Annotated in this window: 20 protein-coding genes; 13 read left to right on the forward strand and 7 right to left on the reverse strand. The window is 42.5% G+C overall.

Annotated features, from left to right (window positions below; translation table 11 throughout):
* Positions 1–136: 136 nt before the first annotated feature.
* From D7Z94_RS25835 to D7Z94_RS08045, 5 genes are all read right to left on the reverse strand, one after another.
* On the reverse strand, positions 137–1,576 hold the full coding sequence (locus D7Z94_RS25835; RefSeq protein WP_211341768.1) for a tagaturonate reductase: 1,440 nt from the start codon (positions 1,574–1,576) through the stop codon (positions 137–139).
* Positions 1,577–1,588: 12 nt separating this feature from the next.
* Complete coding sequence (locus tag D7Z94_RS25840) at positions 1,589–3,241, reverse strand: UxaA family hydrolase (protein WP_211341769.1); 1,653 nt, start codon at positions 3,239–3,241, stop codon at positions 1,589–1,591.
* 28 nt (positions 3,242–3,269) lie between these two features.
* Entirely contained in the window at positions 3,270–4,289 is a 1,020-nt protein-coding gene (locus tag D7Z94_RS08035) for a zinc-binding alcohol dehydrogenase family protein (RefSeq protein ID WP_120711056.1), read from the reverse strand.
* Positions 4,290–4,382: 93 nt separating this feature from the next.
* Positions 4,383–5,936 carry an alpha-L-fucosidase gene (locus D7Z94_RS08040; RefSeq protein ID WP_120711983.1) on the reverse strand — a complete coding sequence of 518 codons (1,554 nt, stop codon included), beginning with the start codon at positions 5,934–5,936 and terminating at the stop codon, positions 4,383–4,385.
* A 160-nt stretch (positions 5,937–6,096) separates the two neighbouring features.
* Complete coding sequence (locus D7Z94_RS08045) at positions 6,097–6,945, reverse strand: AraC family transcriptional regulator (RefSeq protein ID WP_120711057.1); 849 nt, start codon at positions 6,943–6,945, stop codon at positions 6,097–6,099.
* 221 nt (positions 6,946–7,166) lie between these two features.
* On the opposite strand from D7Z94_RS08045, the gene D7Z94_RS08050 reads away from it, so the two are divergent.
* The 6 genes from D7Z94_RS08050 to D7Z94_RS08075 all read left to right on the forward strand — a co-directional run bounded on the left by D7Z94_RS08050 (position 7,167) and on the right by D7Z94_RS08075 (position 12,860).
* Positions 7,167–8,330: a cytochrome P450 gene (locus tag D7Z94_RS08050; RefSeq protein WP_120711058.1), complete on the forward strand. Its 1,164-nt coding sequence runs from the start codon at positions 7,167–7,169 to the stop codon at positions 8,328–8,330.
* A gap of 9 nt (positions 8,331–8,339) precedes the next feature.
* Positions 8,340–8,648, forward strand: coding sequence for a 2Fe-2S iron-sulfur cluster-binding protein (locus D7Z94_RS08055; RefSeq protein ID WP_120711059.1), 309 nt, complete (start codon positions 8,340–8,342; stop codon positions 8,646–8,648).
* Positions 8,649–8,662: 14 nt separating this feature from the next.
* A complete protein-coding gene (locus D7Z94_RS08060) occupies positions 8,663–9,919 on the forward strand; it encodes an NAD(P)/FAD-dependent oxidoreductase (protein ID WP_120711060.1) in 1,257 nt (418 codons plus the stop codon).
* A 78-nt stretch (positions 9,920–9,997) separates the two neighbouring features.
* A complete protein-coding gene (locus D7Z94_RS08065) occupies positions 9,998–11,116 on the forward strand; it encodes a Zn-dependent alcohol dehydrogenase (protein ID WP_120711061.1) in 1,119 nt (372 codons plus the stop codon).
* Positions 11,117–11,127: 11 nt separating this feature from the next.
* Positions 11,128–11,919: an alpha/beta hydrolase gene (locus D7Z94_RS08070; protein WP_120711062.1), complete on the forward strand. Its 792-nt coding sequence runs from the start codon at positions 11,128–11,130 to the stop codon at positions 11,917–11,919.
* Between the two features lie 59 nt (positions 11,920–11,978).
* Positions 11,979–12,860, forward strand: coding sequence for a phytanoyl-CoA dioxygenase family protein (locus D7Z94_RS08075; RefSeq protein WP_120711063.1), 882 nt, complete (start codon positions 11,979–11,981; stop codon positions 12,858–12,860).
* A gap of 13 nt (positions 12,861–12,873) precedes the next feature.
* Here D7Z94_RS08075 and D7Z94_RS08080 read toward each other — a convergent pair whose 3' ends face one another.
* Positions 12,874–13,710 (reverse strand): family 16 glycosylhydrolase, encoded by an 837-nt coding sequence (locus D7Z94_RS08080; RefSeq protein ID WP_120711984.1) that lies wholly within the window; start codon positions 13,708–13,710, stop codon positions 12,874–12,876.
* Between the two features lie 6 nt (positions 13,711–13,716).
* Positions 13,717–15,288, reverse strand: coding sequence for an alpha-L-fucosidase (locus D7Z94_RS08085; RefSeq protein ID WP_120711985.1), 1,572 nt, complete (start codon positions 15,286–15,288; stop codon positions 13,717–13,719).
* 289 nt (positions 15,289–15,577) lie between these two features.
* On the opposite strand from D7Z94_RS08085, the gene D7Z94_RS08090 reads away from it, so the two are divergent.
* From D7Z94_RS08090 to D7Z94_RS08120, 7 genes are all read left to right on the forward strand, one after another.
* Positions 15,578–16,747 (forward strand): mandelate racemase/muconate lactonizing enzyme family protein, encoded by a 1,170-nt coding sequence (locus D7Z94_RS08090; RefSeq protein WP_120711064.1) that lies wholly within the window; start codon positions 15,578–15,580, stop codon positions 16,745–16,747.
* Positions 16,719–18,173 (forward strand): aldehyde dehydrogenase family protein, encoded by a 1,455-nt coding sequence (locus tag D7Z94_RS08095; RefSeq protein WP_120711065.1) that lies wholly within the window; start codon positions 16,719–16,721, stop codon positions 18,171–18,173. Before D7Z94_RS08090 ends, D7Z94_RS08095 begins: the two co-directional genes overlap by 29 nt.
* A complete protein-coding gene (locus D7Z94_RS08100) occupies positions 18,170–19,120 on the forward strand; it encodes a 2-dehydro-3-deoxygalactonokinase (RefSeq protein ID WP_120711066.1) in 951 nt (316 codons plus the stop codon). Before D7Z94_RS08095 ends, D7Z94_RS08100 begins: the two co-directional genes overlap by 4 nt.
* Entirely contained in the window at positions 19,110–19,760 is a 651-nt protein-coding gene (locus tag D7Z94_RS08105) for a bifunctional 4-hydroxy-2-oxoglutarate aldolase/2-dehydro-3-deoxy-phosphogluconate aldolase (RefSeq protein WP_120711067.1), read from the forward strand. Before D7Z94_RS08100 ends, D7Z94_RS08105 begins: the two co-directional genes overlap by 11 nt.
* Before the next feature lie 165 nt (positions 19,761–19,925).
* Positions 19,926–21,728 carry an FAD-dependent oxidoreductase gene (locus tag D7Z94_RS08110; protein WP_245967160.1) on the forward strand — a complete coding sequence of 601 codons (1,803 nt, stop codon included), beginning with the start codon at positions 19,926–19,928 and terminating at the stop codon, positions 21,726–21,728.
* Complete coding sequence (locus D7Z94_RS08115; protein WP_120711069.1) at positions 21,725–22,843, forward strand: hypothetical protein; 1,119 nt, start codon at positions 21,725–21,727, stop codon at positions 22,841–22,843. The genes D7Z94_RS08110 and D7Z94_RS08115 overlap by 4 nt, the downstream gene beginning before the upstream one ends.
* Before the next feature lies 1 nt (position 22,844).
* Positions 22,845–24,140 carry a glycoside hydrolase family 117 protein gene (locus D7Z94_RS08120; protein WP_120711070.1) on the forward strand — a complete coding sequence of 432 codons (1,296 nt, stop codon included), beginning with the start codon at positions 22,845–22,847 and terminating at the stop codon, positions 24,138–24,140.
* The last annotated feature ends 38 nt before the right edge of the window (positions 24,141–24,178 follow it).

Raw genomic sequence — 24,178 nt, forward strand, 5'->3', positions numbered from 1 at the left:
TGAATTTATTGTCTTTTGATCGGTCTTATACACTATTTACTGGGTAGATAGAGCATTCATCTGCGCATTTTTAAGCTTGTGCATGAAAGTCCTACTCCCAATCCATGTTTCTGATAGTTTCGAGGTTATTCCATGATTATGATTTAAGGTGCGATGTCAACGCCGTTACCATTCCATGGGCAACGATATCTTGAACATTGCTTTCCACAGCTTCCAATAACCCTGTATACTCAGTAAGATCTTTTCCCCAAAAGGAAATATTCATCAAGGTGTTTTTGGTAATTGAGGAGATGTCTCCCGAAGCCCACTGGGACTTAAAAAAGTCCAGAACCTCATCGTTGTCCTTTATAGGAATGGATGCTCCATTTCTTTCCCCCTTGTAAAAAGCGATTAACGCCGCCAATGAAAACAATAACCTTTTAGGTAACTCATTTTGTCGCTTGATATATTCCAGGATAGATGGTAATACCCTGGTCTTGAATTTGGAAACCGAATTCAATGAAATGCTTAGCAAGGCATGCTCCAAATAGGGATTTCTAAACCTATCCAAGACATCATTGGCAAACTGATCCAATTCTTCCTTAGGTAAATCCAAAGTAGGGCAGATTTCATTGAAAATGGCGTCCTTTAGAAAAGCCCCTACCGTTAAGTCCTCTAAGGACTCCCGAACTTTATCTATTCCATATAGATAGCCCACTGGGACCAATGAGGTATGGGCACCGTTTAATATGCGTACCTTTCGGGTACGATAGGGTTCCATATTGTCTGTGAAAACAACGTTTAATCCACATTCCTTGGCGGGGAACTCTTGTTGTATGGATTCTGGTCCCTCTATGACCCAAAGATGAAACTGTTCACCTTCAACGATTAGATTATCTTTATACCCTAGGTCTTGGGTCAAAGTTTCTATTTTATCCTTGGGGTAGCCAGGAACTATTCGGTCTACTAAGGTGTTACAAAAGATATTGGCTTTTTCTATCCAATCAATGAATTCTCTGCTCAAATCCCAATCATTGGCGTGCTGTAAAACAATTCTTTTCAAGTTATCCCCATTCCTATCGATTAGCTCACATGGAATTAGGATAAGGCCTTTATCCGAATCTCCTTCAAAGGTTTGAAACCTTCGGTGCAGAAGAGCAGTCAGTTTACCCGGGAAACTTTTTTGTGGAGAATCTTCTAAGCTGTCTATTTTGGAATATGCTATTCCCGCTTCGGTGGTGTTGGAAATGATAAATCGCAAATCGGGATTATCCGCGTTTGCCAGGTAATCGGCATAATTTTCATAAGGATTTATCCCTCTTTGGATACAATCTATTACCTGATGTTCGCTAATCGCCTCTCCATTTTTAATACCATTTAAATAAAGGGTGTAAAGCCCGTCCTGATCGTTGAGCATTTGAACCATACCTTGTTCTATGGGCTGTACTACTACGACTCCCGAGTCAAAATCCGCTTTTCGGTTCATTTCATGGATCATCCAGTTGGCAAATGCCCTAAGAAAGTTGCCTTCTCCAAATTGTAATATTCTTTCCGTATAGGAGTTTCCGGAAAATGTGCTTCTATTCAATGCATTCATTTACATTATGTATTATAGGGAAATTCCTCTTTTCCATGGGATGAAATCTTCTTGACCCAAACGAACCGCCGCTGGAACAACCTCTCCACTGGCAACCTTTATAATATATTCCAAAAGTTCCTGACCCATGCTTTCAATGGTATCCTTACCTGTGATGATACTTCCTGTATTGAAATCGATGATGTCCTTCATACGCTCGCTCAGGGTATTGTTACTGGATATTTTGATTACTGGGGCTATAGGGTTTCCGGTGGGTGTCCCCAATCCCGTTGTGAAGCAGATTACATTACAACCGGAACCTGCCAGACCTGTGGTACTTTCAACATCGTTCCCAGGAGTACACAATAAATTAAGCCCTTTTTTTGTTACTTTTTCGGTATAGTCCAGGACGTCTGTTACTGGTGAAGTACCCCCCTTTTTTGCAGCTCCGGCGGATTTCATCGCATCGGTTATCAATCCGTCCTTAATGTTTCCCGGCGAGGGATTGTTCTTAAAACCAGACCCCAAGGCCATTGCTTTGGCCGAATAAGAATCCATTAACTCCGCAAATTTTTTGGCATTTTCAGACGTTTCACATCGATTGATAAGTTCCTGCTCTACGCCGTTAAGCTCTGGAAATTCCGATAGCACTGTGGTACCGTTCAGGGCGACCAACAAGTCCGATGCATATCCCAAGGCCGGGTTAGCGGATATTCCCGAAAAGCCATCCGAGCCACCACATTCCAATCCTAGGACGAGGTTATGTAAAGGAGCGGGCTTACGTTCTGTTTTGTTGGCCTCGATTAATCCCAGAAAAGTCTTTTTGACCGCTTCTTCGATAAAATGACGTTCACTCTCACTTTTTTGCTGCTCCAGGATATATAAAGGTTTTGAAAAGTTGGGGCTGTTTTTTTCTATAGCTTCTTCCAACAACTTCACCTCCGCGTTCTGGCAGCCCAAACTTAGAACGGTTGCACCTGCCACATTGGGATTGGTAATATATCCCGCTAATAGATTACAAAGGGTGTCGGAGTCCAAACGGAATCCACCGCATCCGCCTTCATGGGTCAAAAACTTTACCCCATCTACATTCGGGAAAGTACGTGTAAGCTTTATGTCCTCTGGAGTTTTCATGATTTCCGTGGCAAGCAGATCATCTGTAGAGGCGCCTTTTTTATATTGATTTATTAGCGTTTCAGTATCCACTATGAAATCGGTCGTGGTGTGATAACCAAGCGATTTGGACAAAGAGGATTTCAAAACCTCCACATTTCGGTTCTCACAAAAGACCATTGGGATAACCAGCCAATAATTGGCAGTGCCCACACTTCCATCATTTCTGTGGTAACCGTTAAAAGTGCGATTTTTCCATTTAGAGACATCCGGAGTGTTCCAACTCATCTTTTCTTCGCCCACTGCATATTCCGAGGAAGCATGCACCACGTTTTCCGTAGTGATGGTCTCTCCTTGGGCAATAGGTTTTATGGCCTTGGCGACCAAAGTGCCATACATAAAGATTTCATCACCCACTTGAAGGTCTTGGGTCGCAAACTTATGTTTTGCCTTGGTCTCACCTATCAGGTGAAACGGACTACCGTTGTGTTCAATGGCGGTACCTTTTGGCAAATCTGCCAGGGCTGCCAATATATTGTCATCGGGATGTATCTGTATAAAAGTGTTTGACATAAACTCTAATTCAATAATCTGTTATTTGTTACGATTGAAAATCTACGGTAGCCTTAATTACGCCATTTTTGGGGTCAAGCCAGTTGTCAAAATGGGCTATCATGTCACCATAGCTTACGTTATGGGTAATAAAGGAATCGATGGGAAACTCATCTTTTTCCAAAATGGAAATTACATATTCAAAATCTTCCAAAGTGGCATTTCTACTACACAATATCGAAGACTCCTTGGCGTGGATGGCCGGATGGGTAAAAGTAAGCTCTCCCTTGGAAAGGCCTACCAAGACATATTTCCCTCCATGTGCCATATAATCAGGGCCGGATTCCAAGGCTCCTTTGTGGCCGGTAGCGTCAAAAACAGTGATCGCCATGTCTCCTTTTGTGATTTCCGAAACTTTTTGAACTGCATCAGATCCACCAAGTATGGTGTAATCAATGCCTATTTTTTCTTTTGCATAATCCAGCCGTTGTTGATTCATATCAATGGCGATTACACGTGCCCCTGCAATTTGGGCCAATTTCATAATACCAATACCGATGGGCCCGCAACCCACTACAACAATGGTTTCACCATGTTCTACTTGAGCTCTTCTAATTGCATGTGCACCTATCGCCAATGGTTCCACCACGGCCATTTGGTCGTCGCTTAAATTTTGTGCGGGTATCAAAAGATTTACTGGAACAGAAATACGTTCCTGCATTCCACCATCCGTATGTATGCCAAGGACCTTAAGACTGGTACAGCAATTGGTCTTCCCACTTCTGCAGGCCACACATTGTTTACAGCTCACATAGGGCATGATTACCACATTATCGCCTGGCCCTATCCCCTGCGGATTATCGTCGATTTCGATAACCTGTGTTGCCAATTCATGTCCTAAAATCCGCGGATACGTAAAAAATGCCTGATTGCCTGTATAGGCATGTAGATCTGTACCACAGATTCCTACTTTTTTAACTTTGAGGAGTGCTTCCCCAACCTGCTTATTGGGTTCGTCCTTTTTCTTTAGGACAAATTCGCCTGGCTTTTCGCAAACAATGTAATCCATTCCTGGGCTTAAAAATTCAACATCGAAAAGAGCGCACCAAATGGGCGCGCTCCGAAATTAAAAAAAACTAACTCAATTAACTATTTTATTCGCCTATATCCTAATTTCCAAAACATAGGCGAAGTTTCCGGTTTTCTCTCCCATATTGGAAACCAAAAGTCCCTCCTTAGTCTGATCAAAATCCAACTTTGAACTGCTACCTAAAAGGCTAACACTTTTAATATCCAAATCCTTGGCATATCCACTATCCGTCCCTAAAGTTTTTATGTTAATTTTTCCATCCGAAGGCCAATCCAACAGAATGGCGTATAGTTTGTCTCCCTTTTGGGTAAAACGAATATCCTGGGCAGTAAACCCCTTTTTAACGTTATGCTCGGACATATACCCTCCTTTTACTTCGGTAGGGCCTTCACCAAAAGTCTTCCAATGTTCGGTGCCATAGATGGCTTCCCCATTTGTTTTCAGCCATTTCCCTATTTGTAGCAAGGTTTCCTTTTGATCTTCGGGGATAGTTCCATCCGGTTTAGGACCCACGTTTAGCAACAAGTTTCCGTTTTTTGAAACAATATCTACCAAATCATCCACAAGACTATTGGCTGTTTTGGCCTCTTCATTGGTTACATAGCCCCAAGAATTCTTTCCAATAGACGTATCCGTTTGCCAAGGCAGTTTGCGAATGCCCGGAAGTTTTCCCCGTTCCAGGTCATAAATCACCGTACCTTCCGGAAAAGCTTCATGATAGAGGTTTTTATCGTTTATGACCACCTCTTTGCCCCATTCAATACCTTTATTATAATAGTAGGCCGCTATTTTTGGGCGATACGCCTCAAAATCCGGGATATCCAAATAGAAATCGAACCAAAGGATATCAGGTTTATAGTTGTCGATGAGATCTACGGTTCTATCCCACCATAATTTTTTAAATTCATCCGATACCGGCTCGGTAACATCTTTTCCCTTTTTGGAGTATAAATCCGAATACTCCGGATCAACGGTATCAAAACGGTCCTTTTTATTGTAAAAAGACCAGTTGAACGCGTAATGGGATGACGCCCCCATAGTGAGCCCTTGCTTTCTTCCTTCTGCAAAGAGCTCTCCAAGGACATCGCGATTGGGTCCCATATCCATGGCATTCCAGCGCGTGGTGTTGGATTTATACATGGCAAAACCATCATGATGGTCCGCTACAGGGATTACATATTTTGCCCCGGCCTTCTTAAAAAGATCGATCCAGCTTACAGGGTCAAATTTTTCTGCTTTGAACATAGGGATGAAATCCTTATAGCCAAATGTTTTTTGATCGCCCCATTTCTTTTTATGGTGTAGATAAATCTCGGTGGGCCCGTCGCCCAAGTTTTTAAGTTGTGCCGAAAAATTGGCCGTGTCCATATACATCTGCCTCGGATACCATTCCGAGCCATAGGCCGGTACCGAATACCCTCCCCAATGAATAAAAATCCCGAATTTACTATCATTGAACCACTCCGGGTCTTTGTAGTTCTTTTTAATGGACTCCCAATTTGGCTCAAAAACTGGAGCTTTATTATTTGCGGAAGACTGCGCTACCTGTTTTTCATTTTTACCTCCACAGGAAAACAATATTGAAATAATAAGAAATAAACCAAAAAAATGTTTTGAAATCTTCATGTAAAAAAGTTGGTTAGAGGGCACTTCGGCCATTAAAACTAGAGCTAAGTTGAAGTTTTTGGAGGGAAACCAAAATACCTTATGTTCAAATGACTGCAACAAATGGTTATTTGTGGATATTTGTCCCAATTTTACTAGAGGTAGGCCAGCTTTAGATGTATTACTTGGTAAAATTCGAAGAAAATTTTTTCCGATACACCAAAGGTGAAGACCCCATTATTCTTTTGAATTGCCTATAAAAAAAGGGAAGACTTTCATAACCGCAGGAAAATCCTATTTGCGAAATAGAATGGTCCGTATCCAATAACATACGCGCGGCCATATTGATGCGATATTCGTTGAGGAAGGCAAAAAAGGGACGTCCCATCATTCTACTGAAAAAACGGGAAAAGGACTGTTCGGACATATTTACCAGTCCTGCCAATTCCCTTAGATAGATTTTCCGATTGAAATGCGTACCAACAAAATCGTGGATTTTTGTCATTCGGTTACCGTACTCGGTAGGAATATCATCTGTAAAGCTAGTTTCGGAAAGGGTCTCATATTTGCAATTTGATAACTTCACCAACAAGGTCAACAATCGAACGTACAAATCGTGCCCTTTCAACTGAGGCAGCTTCTTAAATGACTTAATTAGAGGTAAAGTTTCGTTTTTATCAAAAATGATTCCTTTGGAAGCAGTTTTTAGCATTTTAAAAACTGGGGCCAATTCAGGTACTTTTACAAATATACCTTTGTCCCATTGTACCACCACCGATTTGGATTGTCCTTCCAATTGCACTTGATTTTTCCAACAATGCGGTAAGTTGGAACGTACAAGGACCAATTCACCAGGTTCATAGGAACCCACATAATCCCCAATGAATTTGGTGCCTACACTTTCTTCAATATAGGTAAGTTCGTGCTGTGGATGAAAATGCCAAGGTGTTTCAAAATTTTTCTTCGCAAAACAAAACCCTGTTATGGTTTGCTGCTTGTCCAGATGTATGGGTTCTAAAATGGGTTTCATTACCGGATTTTAAGATATTAAGCTATGTATGACCGATTCCCGTATTAAAAATTAAGTCGGCAACTATCTTTATTTATACTTTATTTTAGCTCAAAAACATGAAATTTAGTATAATATATACAGAATAGTTTACTTATTGGTCAAAAAAAGAGAAGCATGCTGCTATTTTTCTAGCAATTTTTGTAACCAAGGAGTAACGATAACGTTTATAAAGATGTAAAATGAAAAAAAGCAAACTTCAAGATCCTTTTGAACAGGCACGTATAAATAAAGGGTATGGTGAGATGAACGATCAAGACGATCCGGTAGTTATGCTTTTATGTCATAAGGATGTACGTAAGTCGGCCCATAATTACAAAACCTTTATATCCGGAGCGACTCCGGGGCGAATCGTAGTGCCGTCTGAAGTTAATATTAGGGATACACGCCAGGTTCCTTTTGAATTGGATCCTCCCGAACATGGTAAGTTCCGGGCACTTGTGGAGCCTTGGTTCAAGAGGCCATTGCAATCGGAGTATCAGGAGCAATTAAAGGAACAAATATACACGGCGATCAATACTGTACTTTCAACGGGTACTGTGGAGGTGGTCAATGAATTTTCCTTGCCCATACAATCCCATGCATTGACTCTTTTATTGAATATACCTTTCTCGGAGGCCGAGACTTGGATTTCTTGGGGCACCCATGTTTTTCGTAGTGAGGAAACTGCGCTTGACGGTGACAAGGCGGCCATTCTTTATGACTATATCGATGAACAGATTGAGCATGCCATCCAACATCCGGGAGAAGACCTTTACTCCGTTTTATTGGCATCCGAGGTAGATGGCAGGAAGCTAACGAAAGAAGAAGTGAAGGGTGTAATGGTGCTTACCTTTGCCGGTGGACGGGATACGGTTATCAACGCAGTAACGAATTCCATTGCTTATTTTGCGGAACATCCCGAATCACTTGAACGGTTACGCAACGAACCCGAAATTATAGGCAATGCCGTAGAGGAGTTGATGCGTTATTTTTCGCCTTTAACTCAAATGGGACGTGTGGTGACCGAAGATACTCAAGTATGTGAGCATGCCATCAAAGCTGATAGCCGTATTTCCTTATGTTGGGCATCGGCTAATAGGGATGCTTCGGTATTCGAGAGACCTAATGAAATAGTGCTGGACCGTAAGATCAATCCACATGTGAGCTTTGGTTTTAGCCATCACAATTGTTTAGGTGCAACGCATGCCCGCCAAATCATGAAAACGTTGATTGCCGCATTGGCGGAAAAGGTAGATTCAATCGAAATCGTGGACTACAAGGAAAACGTAGAGGATTTGGACGAGTTCCAAAGAAAGGTAGGGTATGAAAAAATTCATGTAAAATTCAACAGTTTAACAAAATAGGAATCAAATATGGCAAAAATTACATTTATCACCAGCGATAACGAAACCCATATCGTAGAGGGTGATTCCGGTTCGGTTATGGAATTGGCGGTCAACAATGGCATCCAGGGCATTGATGGCGATTGTGGAGGGGTCTGTTCCTGCGCAACCTGTCACGTCCATGTTTCTCCAGAGGACATTTCCAAAACAGGTGAGGCGAGTGAAATTGAAAAAGATATGTTGGAATTGGATGACAATGCCGATGCGTATAGCCGTTTGGGTTGCCAGTTGGCGATAAGTGATGCTTTGGATGGTATAGTGCTACGTGTAGCCAAATGATCAATTACTAACTAATGGCCGAAAGTCGTTTCAGTAATAGGATATGTGTAGTCTTGGGAGCCAGCCACGCCGGAGTAAACTTTGCATTTTCGCTACGTCGGGAAGGTTGGGACGGTGAAATCTTACTATTTGATTCAGACCCGGAGCTGCCCTACCATAGGCCACCCTTGTCCAAAACCTATTTGACCAATGGGGATACTATTGAAAAAAATCTGTTAAAGCCCGAGGAGAGTTATAAGAAAGAAGGGATTACCCTACGTCTTGGTACTACCGTCTCCACCATTAATAAAGAAGCACATACCATTATCTTGGAAGATGGAGATGTCCAACCCTATGACAAATTGGTAATCGCTACGGGTGCCCGTCCGATTATCCCTCCTATTCCGGGTATCGATACTTCCAAAAACGTTTTCCTGATACGCAGTGCCAAGGACATTGCTGATATTCGGTCTGCCTTAAAACATAGTAAAAGTAAACGGATAGTTATTATTGGGGGTGGTTACATAGGCTTGGAAGCAGCCGCCTCATTAAAAAAAACAGGAGCTGATGTAACAGTTTTGGAACGTGAAGAACGCGTTTTGGCCCGTGTAACGGCCCCTGAAATGTCAAATTTCTTTAAGGAATTGCATACGGAAAATGAGGTTCCGATTTTAACCGCTAAAGATGTGAAGGCCATTGAGACCCAAAAAGGATATAACGAAGTTCTTTGTACAGACGGTTCGCGTTATATTGCGGATATCCTTATACTAGGTTGCGGTATTCGTGTAAACCAGGAGCTGGCCAAGGAAGCGGGATTGGATATCGAAAATGGAATTCGTGTAAATTCCATGGCCCGTACAAATGACAAGGATATTTATGCCATTGGTGATTGTACATTTCATTATAACCCGCACTATGATCGTTTTATTCGTTTGGAATGTGTACAAAATGCAGTAGACCAAGCTAAAGTGGCCGCCGCGGCTATTTGTGGAAAGGAACCGATTTATGATACCATACCTTGGTTTTGGTCCGATCAATATGACGTAAAGCTACAAATGGTAGGACTCTCGGAGGGATACGACCGAGCTTTGGTGCGCAAGGAGGTAAATCGTGACAACTGCTTTTCCATTTGGTATTTCAAAGGTGATACGTTATTGGCGGTAGATGCCGTGAATAATGCCAAGGCCTATGTCTATGGTACTAAATTCATCAAAAGTGGTGAGAAAATCGATACCTCCAAACTTTTGGATTCCTCCATTGAATTTAAGCCATCTAACCTTTTGGCAGAATAATTTTTTGTTTGCCAAAAATTGGTTCACATAAAACCGTTAACTTAAAGATCAATCTCGATTATCTAGATAAGAATAAATATGTCCTTACATTCCAAAAGTGCAATTGCCACGGGAGATGGTAATTTTGTTATAGATCATGTAAACTTGAGCGATTCCAAATCGGACGAGGTCTTGGTGAAGATCAAGGCAGCGGGACTTTGTCATACGGATCATGACTCCTTACATTGGGGAAAGCCGATAGTTATGGGCCATGAAGGTGCAGGAATCGTTGAAGAAATTGGCGCCCAGGTGAAAAATGTAGCCGTTGGGGATAGCGTAATCTTGAATTGGGCGACACCCTGTAGAAGTTGCTTTCAATGTAAGGAGGGAAATGAACACATATGCGAAAACAACTCCCCTGTAGTTGCTGGAGCCAATGGATATACGGAAGGCCATGCCCATTTGGAAGGTACCACATGGAAGAATACACCTATAGAACGCTCCTTTAATATTGGGACCTTGTCGGAATATGCTTTGGTAAAAGCTTCTGCGGTCGTAAAGAACCCTTCGGATAAACTTTCATTTCCTGCCGCCAGTATTATTAGTTGCGGAGTAATGACCGGATATGGTTCCGTAATAAATTCCGCAAAAGTAAAGGAAAATAGTTCTGTTGTAGTTTTGGGAACGGGAGGGGTAGGATTGAGTGTGATTCAGGGTGCAAAAATTAACAAAGCCTCAAAGATTATTGCCATCGATATCAACGAGCAACGCTTGCAAATGGCCCAAATCTTTGGGGCCACCCATCTGTTAAAAGCGAATAAAAAAGATAAAGGACTATTGGAGGCCGCTGAAAAGGTACGGCAAATGACCGACGGGCGAGGTGCCGATTATGCTTTTGAGTGTACCGCCGTGCCCGAGCTTGGTGCTGCTCCCTTGGCCATGGTAAGAAATGCAGGTACCGCTGTTCAAGTAAGTGGGATAGAGCAGGAAATTGTAATTGATATGAATCTGTTTGAATGGGATAAAATCTATATCAATCCGCTATATGGCGGCTGCAATCCTGAACGCGATTTTCCGAAAATAGTGTCCCATTATGAGTCCGGAATCCTTAAATTGGATGAAATGATTACTCGAACCTATCCGTTGGAGAACCTCCAACAAGCTTTTGATGATATGTTAGCGGGTAGGAATGCCAAAGGTGTAATCCTTTTTGATTAGAAAAGAAAAAGATGTTTAGAACTACCGAGTTGTCCGACCCCGGTTTCGAGAATGGAAACCTAAGGTTTATAACCGTAAAAACGCCAAATTTAAAAGGACGTGGGGACATTTGTGTATTTGTACCCCCATTGGAAGCCCTTGAAGACCTGCCCTTGGTCATACTTTTACATGGCGTTTATGGCAGTGCCTGGGTATGGTCGCAAAAAGCAGGAGTGCATTTGTCCGCTTGGCAAATGATGAAAAATGGTGAAATACCTCCAATGGTCATAGCTATGCCTTCGGACGGGTTATGGGGTGATGGTTCCGGATACGTGCCCCATGATGGACGTAACTTTGAAAAATGGATCGTTGAAGATGTTCCCCAGGCTGTGAGGGAAAACATTCCTTCGGTCAGTGAAAACTCAGCTATGTTTATTTCCGGATTGTCCATGGGCGGATTTGGCGCCTTGCGTCTAGGAATAAAATATAGTGAGAAGTTCAAGGCCATATCGGCACATTCTGCCATTACGGATTTAGATCAGATGCCCTTGTTCGTAGAGGAACCCTTGGAAGCTTATCTCCAAGGAGATGAAAAGGAAAACTCGGTCTGGTCCCTAATTCAGGAAAACCCGAATAACTTGCCAAAGCTAAGGTTCGATTGTGGGAAGGAAGATCTGCTGATAGATTACAATCGAAAATTGCACCAACAATTACTGGACCATGCCATAGATCATATTTATGAGGAATATCCAGGAGAACATGAATGGATCTATTGGGCGGAGCACATTAAGGATACACTTCGTTTTTTTGGAGGGTTACAATAGATTTGTACATTATCTTTATATATCAATAAACAAATAGTAAAATCATAAAATTAGGTAGTATGGAATCGGTAAAGGATTTGGCGGATGAGCATGGATTGATATCGGATCTTTTTAAGCTCCCAAAAACATCCGAAGAATGGGATCAATATAGGTTAAATGATGAACAAGTTGCCCACTTTCATGAGTACGGTTATTTGGCCGGTATCAAAATGTTGGACGATGCCCAGATAGAGGTTTTGAGAAGGGAATTGGAAGAAGTCATAGACCCGCACCACCCTGCGCACCACTTGTTTTATGAGTTCCAAAGTAACGAATCTGAAGACCCAAACTCGGTTTTATTCCATTCCTTGGGCCATTGGCGCATTACCCCAGGGTTTCATGATATTTTATGGAACCCTGCTTTTGTAATGGCGGCCTATCAATTATTGGAAAATAGACCTGTTCGGTTTTGGCACGATCAACTGTTCTGTAAGCCGGCAAAGCATGGGGGAGTAGTGGCGTGGCATCAGGACTATTCCTACTGGACAAGGACCGTTGCCATGCAACACTTGACCTGTTGGACGGGGTTGGACGATGCCTCCGTCGAAAATGGATGCCTACACTATATTCCCAAAAGCCATAAATGGGGCTTATTGGATGCACCTGCGTTGGCCGGTGATATGAACGGATTGATGGAGTATCTTACCGATGAACAAAAGGAACAGTTCAAAAACCCTGTGGCCATTGAGCTTAAGAAGGGATACGCTGCCTTTCACCATCCGTTGATGGTACACGGTTCCTATGAGAACAAATCCCATATAAGCCGTAGGGCCTTTGTCCTCAATGTTTTTGCCGACGGTACAGTAAGCAACACCAATGATGAGCTTTTGGCCGGGGTACCACCTATCCCGAAGGGAAATAGGATGGAGGGCAAATTTTTCCCGTTATTGTTTGGAGACTAAGAAAATCTTTAAGTTAGTCAACAGGTTCCAAGGTGTAAGCCCTTACCCAATCGTAATAGGTAGTATTCCTAGAATCATCCGCTAATTCCTCTGGGGTCGGGGGAGTTTCCCAGTTGTAGGTTTCGGTGACCAAGTGCATATACATAGGACGATAAAAAGGATCTTCTCGTATAGCCGTACTTGGATTGATGGTATATACAAATTTACCGTCCAGATAAAAATGAAGCGTAGTGGCATCCACCCACCAACGACCATATACATGATAGGCCTCATTGGCCGGGGGCTTAATTTTAGCACCGGGCCCTGGGGCCGAGATATACTTCTCCTTACCATCACAGGGCGTATCTATAAAATGGGCGTTGGACTTCATGGTGGTCCTAAAATCACCGGCCCTTTTCTGCTGGCCTACGATTTCAACAATGTCCAACTCCTGTTGTTCGGTAACACAACCATTTTTGATCCTTTTGTTCTTTAACCAAAATGTGGAGGACATGGAGATACTGGAGGCCTTTATACGCGATTCATAATAACCATAATGGGCATCCCGGGCCACTGAAGCGACTGCTCCACCGGCTATGTTGTAAATGCTGTCACCCTCCAGGACCGAGTTTTTTATTTGAAGATTGCCATCCTTGACAGAAACCGAATACGCCCTAAGAGTGGCCGGCGGCCTACCATTTACCCAATAAGGTGAACGATCGTACCATTTTTTGGCATCTATTTTTGAGCCGTTAAACTCATCCGAGAACTTTTCGTTAACAACCCATTGATAGCCCTCAGAGGGTTTTGGTGTTTGTGCGCTTAAATGAAAGCAAAAAAATAAAAGGGAGGTGTAGAAAAGAACTTTCATGGTCATTTAACTTTTGGGTGTTATTTTCAATACAAAAGCATGTTCTCCCACTTTTTCAGAGGGGAAGTCAACATGCAATGCATCGTCATTGATTTTATAATCCAAATTCTTTGGATATCCAAGCAATTGAATACTGCTAATTTTTTTATGGTATAGATGATTTCCCTTTTTTAGACTTTCTAATCTGACGGTCTTTTTGGGCCAGTCCAATACTATGGCGTATAGTATGCCATCCTTAGTTGTATATCGAATATCCTTCGCCGTGTTATCTGCATTTTTCCGTTCGCTCAAATGTCCTTCAACGACCTTGGCAGGACCCTCGCCATAAATTTCCCAAGGCCTTGTGCCATAGATGGCTTCACCATTGTTATTAAGCCAAGCTCCAATTTCGAGTAAACGTTCTTTAACCAGTTCGGGAATTTCCCCGTTGGCCTTAGGGGTGATGTTCAAGAGTAGACATCCATTTTTACTTACAACATCCACTAAAAAATCAATGATTCTATTGGCACTCTTGTAATCGGGATCATTGATGTGGCTCCAAGCTTTCCAATCGATGGAATCGTCCGTCAACCAAGGAAAATCTTTCATCTCACTCATTCTGGCCCGCTCTACATCCAGAACTGCAGTGCCTTTGGCAAAATCATAGAACTTATAAGTGGCCACTACCTCTTTGTTTTTTTGGGAAGCATTAGTGTAATAGTATGAAAGGAATTCCTTTCTGTAGGCTTCGCCAATAACATCCATTTTGTTATCGAACCAAACCAAATCGGGATTGTACTTATTCACAATTTCTTTTAACCTATCCAGCCAATCCTGATTGAATTTTTCATCCGCCATGGGATAGTAACCATCGAATCCGTTATCAAGATCATGGGTTGATGGTGGATATTTAAAATCGCCCCTTTTCATTTTTGGACCGTAGAGATCTGCGTATTCTGGATCCGAAGCATCCGTAGTTTCATCCCAGGTCGGATACCAGCCCAACAACCAATGACGATGAAAAGTGGCCACGAATTTCATGTCCCGTTTTCTGATTTCTTGGGACAATTCCCCCATAATGTCCCGCTTTGGCCCTATATCCTTTGCGTCCCATCGGGTCAGTTCACTATCCCACATAGCAAAGCCATCTGCATGTTCGGAGACCGGACCGGCAAATTTAGCACCTGCTTTTTCAAATAGATCGGCCCATTCCGCTGCATTGAATTTTTCCGCTCTGAACATGGGTATAAAGTCCTTATATCCAAATTCGTTCAAGGGACCATAGGTCTTTACATGATGTTGGTAGTATTTTTTCCCCAGCTCATGTTCCGGATTGTTTTCATTACAGTACATCCAATGGGAGTACCATTCATTTTCGAACTCGGGAACAGAATAAGGTCCCCAGTGGCAATAAATTCCAAACTTGGCATCTCTGAACCATTCCGGGGTAGTATGCTGCCTTAACGACTCCCAATCGGCTTGGTATTCATTAGTTTGACTAAATGTTGGCTTTATAAGCAGAACAAGTAACCATAGCGCCAAGGTAATTTTAGGGTTTTGTATGCCGTAATTCGAAATATAGGAGAACAAAGTATTCATAGGTTTATCCAAGAACTGTTTTACCAAATACAAGATGCAATGAATTGTACTATTTTGTGGCTTCAAATGTATTTTTTAATACCATAGATGTTTTTGATGGAAACAATCTGTTCCGTGGTAGCGAACCAGTGAAATTACAAAAGCTAGGCTCTGGGGTAAAATAATGTTATCGTCGGGTAAATTACAACATAGACCATTGGTCATATACGTTTTCATTTGTAATTAGGATATTTAATCGGACGCGGATTACGTAAGTTAAGCGTACTATTTAAAGGATAAATTAGAGCCAATGAATATAGCCAGAATAGAGCCTTTTGTAATCGTAAATAAATTGGACACTCCATTTTACTTTTCACAATGGCAATATGATATTAGAAAAATATGCATCGTAAAGGTCACCTTGGAAGATGGTACTTACGGTTGGGGCGAGGGTTATGGGCCTGCAGGTGTAATAAAGGCCGGAATAGAATTTTTCACTCCTTTTCTATTGGGCCGTGAAGCACTGGGTCATGAGGTTATTTGGCAGGAAATGTACCATCGTTCATTGGACTATGCCCGTAGCGGAACGCTTCAGGCTGCCATAAGTGCTATAGACGTGGCTTTATGGGATATTAAAGGTAAACTTTTGGGACAACCGGTTTCCGTTTTGTTGGGCGGAGTAAAAAACCCGATTATAGAACCTTATGCCACGGGTCTATATTTTACCAAGGTAGATAACCTGGAAGAGGAATTGGTCTCGGAAGCTTTACATTACAAAAGAGAGGGTTTTAAGGCCATTAAGATGAAAGTAGGCCTTGGTATCAAAAAAGATGTCAAATATGTTGCTGCAATTAGAAAGGCTATAGGAACGGATATGCGATTAATGATCGATGCCAACCATGCCTATAATTACAGGGAAGCCCTGGAACTGGCACAGAAAGTATCCTTGTATGATATTTCATGGTTCGAGGAACCGGTTTCCCCGGAAGACTATGAGGGATATAGAAGGTTACGTGAAAACACTACCATGCCTATTGCAGGAGGAGAATGCGAATACCTAAAATTCGGCTTTAAGCGTTTGTTGGAGAATGAATGTGTAGATATTGTGCAACCCGATATTTGCGCTTGTGGTGGGCTAACGGAAGCCAAGGGTATCGCTACCTTGGCCAAAGCCTATAGTAAGGACGTAGTGCCCCATACCTGGGGTACCTGGATCGCTATCAGTGCCGCTACCCATTTTGTAGGAAATTTGGATGAAAATCCAGGGCGAATGTATAACGACTTGCCCACCATGGAATTGGATCGTACCGAGAATGCATTACGTGATGAGGTTACCCAACACAGCTTAAAACTAGGGAATGGTTTACTACATGTTCCCAAAACCCCGGGATTGGGAGTGGATGTGGACATGGATGCCCTCGAAAAATATAGGGAACGCGAAATAGATAGGGATGAAGCAAGTTTTGAAATTCGGACATAAGAAGTTGTATATAAATGGTGCTTTGACCGAGGCCTCTACTATGGAATCCTTTCCGGTTATCTGCCCCGCGGACGAAAAACCAACTGCGACCATAGCCTGGGCTGGGAGGGAAGATGTTAATCGTGCACTTTTTTCTGCGAAAGATGGTTTTGAGCTATGGTCCCGCCTCCCTCTGAAAGAAAGATTGCAATGGATAAAGAAGTTGAGGGACAAAATATCGGAAAAAAGTGACTTGCTCCGCGAAAGTATCATGTATGAAATGGGCAAGACCTGGGAAGGAACCGAAGAGGATCTTTCCAGTATTCTCGATTCCTTGACCTATTATTCCGAAGAAATTATAAAAAGGGAAGATATTGATATTGAAGACCAGGATGGTACACATGAGCACCGCATTGTCTCTCAACCTTTAGGTGTGGTCGTTGCATTTTTGGCTTACAATTTTCCCTTATTAAACCTCGGTTTCAAGTTGGGTCCCGCATTAGCGGCAGGTTGCAGTATTATTATAAAACCATCTGAATTCTCACCATTGTCCGCCTATTTGATCGGGGAGATTTGCGAGGAAATCAATTTTCCCAAAGGAGTAATTACCATACTTTGTGGAGATGTGAAAAATGTTGGTATTCCGCTTTGTGAAAGTAAAATACCGAGTCTGATTACCATGATCGGTTCTACGGAGACAGCACAAAAACTTATTGTACAGAGCAGTAGAACATCCATCAAAAGATATAGTATGGAATGTGGCGGCAACGCACCTTTTATCGTTTGCACGGATGCCGATATAGACTTGGCCATAACCCAGGGCGCAGCCCTAAAAACTGGAAATACAGGCCAGATTTGTGTAGCCCCGAATAGATTCTATATCCATGAGTCCATTATTGATGATTTCATTGAAGGAATTACCGATATATTTAAAAATACAAAAATCGGATTTGGGAGAGAGAACAATCCGGATATGGGACCCTTGGTCAACAAATCATCCGTGGAAAAAATATCCCGAATCGTTAAGGACGCCCTTGCTGAAGGTGGGGAACTAGTATATGGGGGCGCCCCCATGGATGGCCCGGGATATTATTTTGAACCAACGGTAATACGCATGCCGAATAAAAAAGCAGAAATCGTGCAGCGTGAAATCTTTGGACCAGTTGCGTTACTACTTCCATTTTCGACCAAGGAGGAAGTTTTGGAACTCGCGAATAGCACGGAAGCGGGCTTGGCCTCATATGTATATTCCAAAAATGAAGCCACCCTTGCATACTTCGCAGAAAATCTGGCGTTCGGGGAAGTGCATTTGAATGGGTTGAAGTATGCCATTTATCTTCCCCATGGCGGTATAAAAAATAGTGGAATAGGTGTGGATTGTTCTACCTTTGCCCTTGATGATTACTTAATCAAAAAAAGAGTAACGAGAGCATTGAACACGGTATGAACATTACTTCCCATTTTATAAGTTGCGATTGGGGCACTACCAATTTTAGATTACGATTAATAGAGACCGAAACACTCAAGGTAATTTGGGAAAACCGAACCGAGCAAGGTATAAAAAAGTGCTATGCAGACTTCGAAGCCCAAACGGCATTGAACCAAAAAGGTTTCTATTTGGATTATTTGATGAGCGAAATTCAAAAGCTTCCCGACGGACATCGGGGCCATCCTATAATCGCCTCGGGTATGAGCTCTTCCAATATAGGATTGTATGAACTACCCTATGCCGACCTTCCTTTTGACAAAGAAGGAAATACTTTTATTTCTAAAAATATACCCATTTGCCAGGGTCAAGATCTATGGCTCATTTCCGGTGTGAAAAGCGAAACGGGGATGATGCGCGGGGAAGAAATACAGGCGATAGGCCTAGAGGAACATTTGCATTCATATTCCGAGGGAATACTTTTATTACCTGGCACCCATAGTAAGCATATTTCCTATCGACAAGGTAGTTTTTATAGATTGAAAAACTTCATGACCGGGGAGCTGTTTGAGGTTTTGGGCAAAAAAAGTATTCTGTCTAATTCTATTGAAAGGGCAGAATGGAACGCCCAAGGTAAAAAGGCCTTTCTTGAAGGGTTTCATTTAGGATTGGTGGAGGGATTAACTCCGAATTTGTTGGGTATTCGTGCTAGGCATGTAGTCGAGGACAGGAATAAGAAGGACAATTACTTTAGGTTGAGTGGACTTTTAATTGCGGATGAACTGTCCTATTTAAGGGATACCGGGGAAAACGTTTTTTTGGCGGCACCAGGTGCCATTTTCGAATTATACAAAACAGGGCTCGAAACTTTTATCGCCCCCGATAAATTGATACTTTTGAATGATACTGTTCTTGAACGGGCCCTGTTAATTGGCCAAAGAAAAATGCTTCGGCTTCATGCAAAATAATACACCCTTTTCATGGGAATACTTTAAGGAAGCACCCCTTGTGGGAATCATTAGAGGTCTGGACATGGAAACCATCCTTTGGATTGCCCAAATCTATAGAGAAGCTGGACTTTCTACCCTTGAGGTCACCATGAATACACCGGATGCCGCAATGATCATTTCAACTTTAAGAAAAGAGTTTCCCGAACTTAATATAGGCGCAGGGACAGTATGTTCTCCAAGTGACCTTCAAATAGCGCTGGAAGCCGGATCACAATTCATCGTTACCCCTATTCTGGACGAAGAGGTCATAAAAAACTGCGTAGCCCAAAACATCCCGATTTTTCCAGGAGCGTTCACCCCTACGGAAATATACAAGGCTTGGAGTTTAGGAGCTTCGGCAGTAAAAGTTTTTCCCGCTACGCAACTTGGCCCTCAATATATCAAGGATATTCTAGGACCCCTGAATAATATTAAATTGATGCCTACTGGTGGGGTTTCCAAGGACAATATCAAATCTTTTTTTCAAGCTGGAGCTTATGGTGCCGGTTTGGGCGGCTCACTTTTCAACAAAACGTTGATAGGAAATGGTGATTATGAGGGTTTAAAGAATCACTTCAAATCCTTCAAAAAAGAGTTGGAGGGTCTCCTCCCTGAATAAAGCCCATCCACATATTTTTAAAATACTTGGGTTTTTAAAGGGTTTGTTCATATTTTGTCTAGTCCAATAGAACCATTCTGAAAAAGGCATTGCCTACATTTAACGAATGTATTTTAAGGAAAGTTCCTATTGGGTAAACGAAGAATCATTTTAATCCAGTAACCCATGTATCCATTTCAATTCAGAAAACTATTCATCATTTGCACCATTTTTTATGGTTGTATGGCCCATTGTCAGGACATGCTGATAGAAGCCGAAAGTTTTGACAATCCCGGAGGGTGGGTCATAGACCCCCAATTCGAACAACAAATGGGCTCACCTTATTTACTTGCACACGGTATGGGCCGACCTGTTGAGAATGCAAAGACCAAAATAAAGTTTAGTACGGATGGTATGTACCATATCTGGGTTCGTACAAAAAACTGGGTACCCGGCAATTGGGAAGCCCCAGGTAGGTTTCAATTGAAAGTGAATGGTACAACCGTCGGAAAGACCTTAGGTCTCCGTTCGGGATGGGGTTGGGAATATGTGGATAGTGTTTCGGTTACTTCCAAGCAAATTGATTTGGAGTTGGTGGATTTAACAGGTTTTAATGGACGGGTAGATGCCATTTATTTTTCTACGGAAAAGAAGGAACCACCGACTTCCAAGGGAAAGTTAACAGAATGGCGAAAAACAATCAAGGCCGAACCCAATGTGCCTCCCCGGATCGAATCCTATGACCTAGTGGTGGTCGGTGGAGGCATTGCGGGCTGCGCCGCTTCCATAGCCGCTGCGGAACAGGGCTTAAGTGTGGCATTGATTCATGATCGTCCCTTCCTCGGCGGAAATGCCAGTGAGGAAATTCGTGTACATACTTTGGGCATCTACGGAAATTTTGAACGGATCTTAAAAAAACTGGATACGGAGCATTATCCCAATGGCAGTGCTGACGCCAAATTGGACCAAAAAAAACGGGATGACAATGTAAAAAGTTATGAGAACATCGCACTGTTTCTTAATCATAGGGCCTATGATGCCAAGGCGGAGGATAATACCATCCAATATGTTGATGCCAGACATACATCTACCGGGGAGCGTATCCGATTCATAGCACCTCGCTTCGTAGATTCAACAGGAGATGGCTGGATCGGGTATTGGGCAGGTGCCGAATTCTCGTACGGCCGGGAAAGTGTGGACACTTATGGGGAAGATTGGGAGGAGCATGGCGAATTATGGAGTCCTAAGGAGCCGGACAATGCCGTTATGGGGTCGTCGGTATTGTGGGGTTCTAAAGAAACGGACAAGGGACATACATTTCCGGAAGTACCATGGGCAATGCCTGTGGCAAGACAATATGCCAAGGTTGCCGGGGAATGGCAATGGGAGTTCAGTAGACCCGATTTAAACCAGATCGATGATGCGGAAGAGATTCGGGACCATATGCTCCGTGCAATTTATGGGTCATTCTACAATGCCAAGCAAGATTCTACCAATGCCAATCGTAAATTGGAGTGGGTGTCTTATTTGGTCGGAAAAAGAGAATCGCGAAGATTGGTGGGAGACCATATCTTTACGTTCAATGATGCCAAGGAAGGACGTAAATTTCCGGACGGGGTGGTTATTGAAACTAGGGATGTGGACATCCATTATCAAACGGTTCTGGAAGACGAGGAAAACCCTGATTTTATCTCCGAGGCCTTATTTTATAAAACCCCGGAATATTACATTCCCTACAGAAGTTTGTATTCCAGGAACATTTCCAATCTTTTTATGGCAGGTAGAAATTTCAGTTGCTCACATGCAGGACTGGGAGGCCCTCGGGTTATGCGTACAACCGGACAGATGGGCGCTGCCGTGGGATTGGCGGCGGCCCTCTGTAAGAAGTACAATGTGGGTCCTAGGGAAATCTATACAGGCTATCTGAATGAATATTTGGCCCTAATAGAAGAACAGAAATTTGAAAAAATCCCGGAAACAAAAAGATGAAGTTTTTATCAGCCATTCTATTTGTTTTCACACTCTTTCTTACAAATGGGGAAAGTGAATTTCGGGAATCTTTCTCAACTGAAACCTATAATGACATTTTGGACAAGGCTCCCGAGTATTACCTATTGGAATGGAAAGCAGGTACAAAACTGTCGAAAAGGAAAGCAGGCTTGTTTATTAAGATTGATTCCTTTGATGACCAGGAAGTTGCGGTTATGGTCAACGGGAACCAAGACCCGGTACTTTATGCTTCGGACGTTTCTACACCCGTATGCGCAGATGGCGAATGTAAATTGATGCATATTCGCCTGTATTGGACCTTGTTGGGTGAATATGCCGGTTTTGATACCTATCCGAAACTTCCACTTACCAAGCACGACCATGACGAATTCCGAAAGGAGGATTATGAGAAACTTCATAAACTATTGGCCGATGATAAATCCATATTAAAAAGGAGACGAATTGATGAATTGGTGGAAGAGCCTGTCATGCGAAATGTAAACGGGGTAGATGCTCTTTCTGGGGCCACAGTAGCCGAAGTAAAGGAATCCGTGGTGTCAGGCGCGCTTTATTCCTGTTATGTAGCCTGGCATTTGACTCATGGTACCATTCGGGACGAAATAAAGACACATACTCTTTCTACTTTGAATGCAAATATGCTTACGGACATGCTCTATAGCCAGAATACCGATTATCAACTGTTTGCCCTGGAAAAAATGGATTCCAGCCAATTTATTGAACATCATTCGCAAACAGTCCGGATTTTCAAAACAGCCGTTCCATTGGTACGAAGCATTATTGCCAAGGAGATGCCGGAGAAGTTTCGGAACCGACCAGAATTGCAAAGACCATTTTGGGAAGCTTTTCCCGAAATAGATATTGGTAGCCGCAGTCTATTGCTGAGGCATTTGGAAAGTGCTCCGCCGTATGTGGGGGATATTGTTTCTGCACAACTTGGGTCGATGACAAAAAATCAAATAGCGGTATTTCTGGAGTTTCTTTCACCCAAAAAACATACTCCGGAATTGCTCAAGAACTTGCATTCTTTTGCCGATTCCGAAAACGAAGCGTATTCCTACTTGGTCAAAAACTATCTCGAAGAACATGTTCCCTAGAATGAAAACCCTACTTTTTTTCCGGAAACTAAGAAGGTCATTGAAAACGATATATCTAGGGTTGGTTTTTACGCTTATATTTTCTTGTAATAATTCCAGACCAAAGAATAATGAGACTACCGATTCAAAAAAAGGTTTTCCTTGGGATATTCCACAAGAAAAACCGGATAGACCTTTAAGTTCTGCCATGGAACGTCTGTATGATAATTATCTAACCCCTCGCCCGGAGGATAATGAACTTTTTAGCAGTTTTAAGTATACTCCTTTGGAAGGCTTCGATTATAATGACGGAGACGGTACCATTTCACGCCGGGACCCTTCAAAGATTATCAAAGAGAATGGGAAATACTATGTTTGGTATACGAAACGCGATACTCCAGTACCTCCTAGAGGTGCTCAAAATTCAAATGATACTATACCCTCAACCGATTGGGACCTTAGTGACATATGGTATGCGACAAGTGTGGATGGCCTTGTCTGGGAAGAGCAAGGCATTGCCGTACCCAGACCGGCCAGACCCATTGTAGGTTGGCGATCGGTAACCACTACCGATATTCTAAAGTGGAAGGGGAAGTATTATCTGTACTATCAGGGTTTCCTGGAAGCGAGCGGTACAAAAGGAGACCATTGTCCAGTTACAGCTTCCTTTTCGGATTCCCCTGATGGGCCTTGGACACCGGTGAATAAAATAATCATTGAAAATGGAGAACCGGGAACCTGGGATCAATACTCCATCCATGATCCGTACCCATTGATCTACAAAGACAAAATATACATTTACTATAAGGCGGCGTTCGGAGACCGCCCCGATTATCTTCTTGGCAACGGATTGGCCATTGCCGACCATCCACTGGGACCGTTTACAAAACATCCCCTGAATCCACTTTTTAATTCTGGTCATGAAACAACACTTTTTCCTTTTAAAGAAGGTATTGCAGCTTTGGTTACACGAAATGGAAATGAAAATAACACCGTCCAATATGCCAGTGATGGTATAAACTTCAATATCGCCTCCGTTACTCAAATGATGCCAATGGCAGCAGGTCCCTACGTTCCGGATGCATTTGACGGCAATGGTAATGGAAGGGGAATTACTTGGGGACTATCACACTTTATTGGAAGAGGCTCAGGTACTAGTAAGTATTCCATTTTAACACGTTTTGATTGCGACCTTAGTCTGGATATAAATGATACGGAAATGAAAAATACCCAGGTTTGGCTGGAACCGGAGGTTTATTTTTCACAGGGTTTAAGTGAAAAGCAACGTAAAAATCGGCTAAAAGCAAAAGCTGAATAACGTATGAATGCATTTTAATAACCCAGAGAGACTATATA

The sequence above is a fragment of the Ulvibacterium marinum genome (assembly GCF_003626755.1).
GTDB classification, from domain to species: Bacteria; Bacteroidota; Bacteroidia; order Flavobacteriales; family Flavobacteriaceae; genus Ulvibacterium; species Ulvibacterium marinum.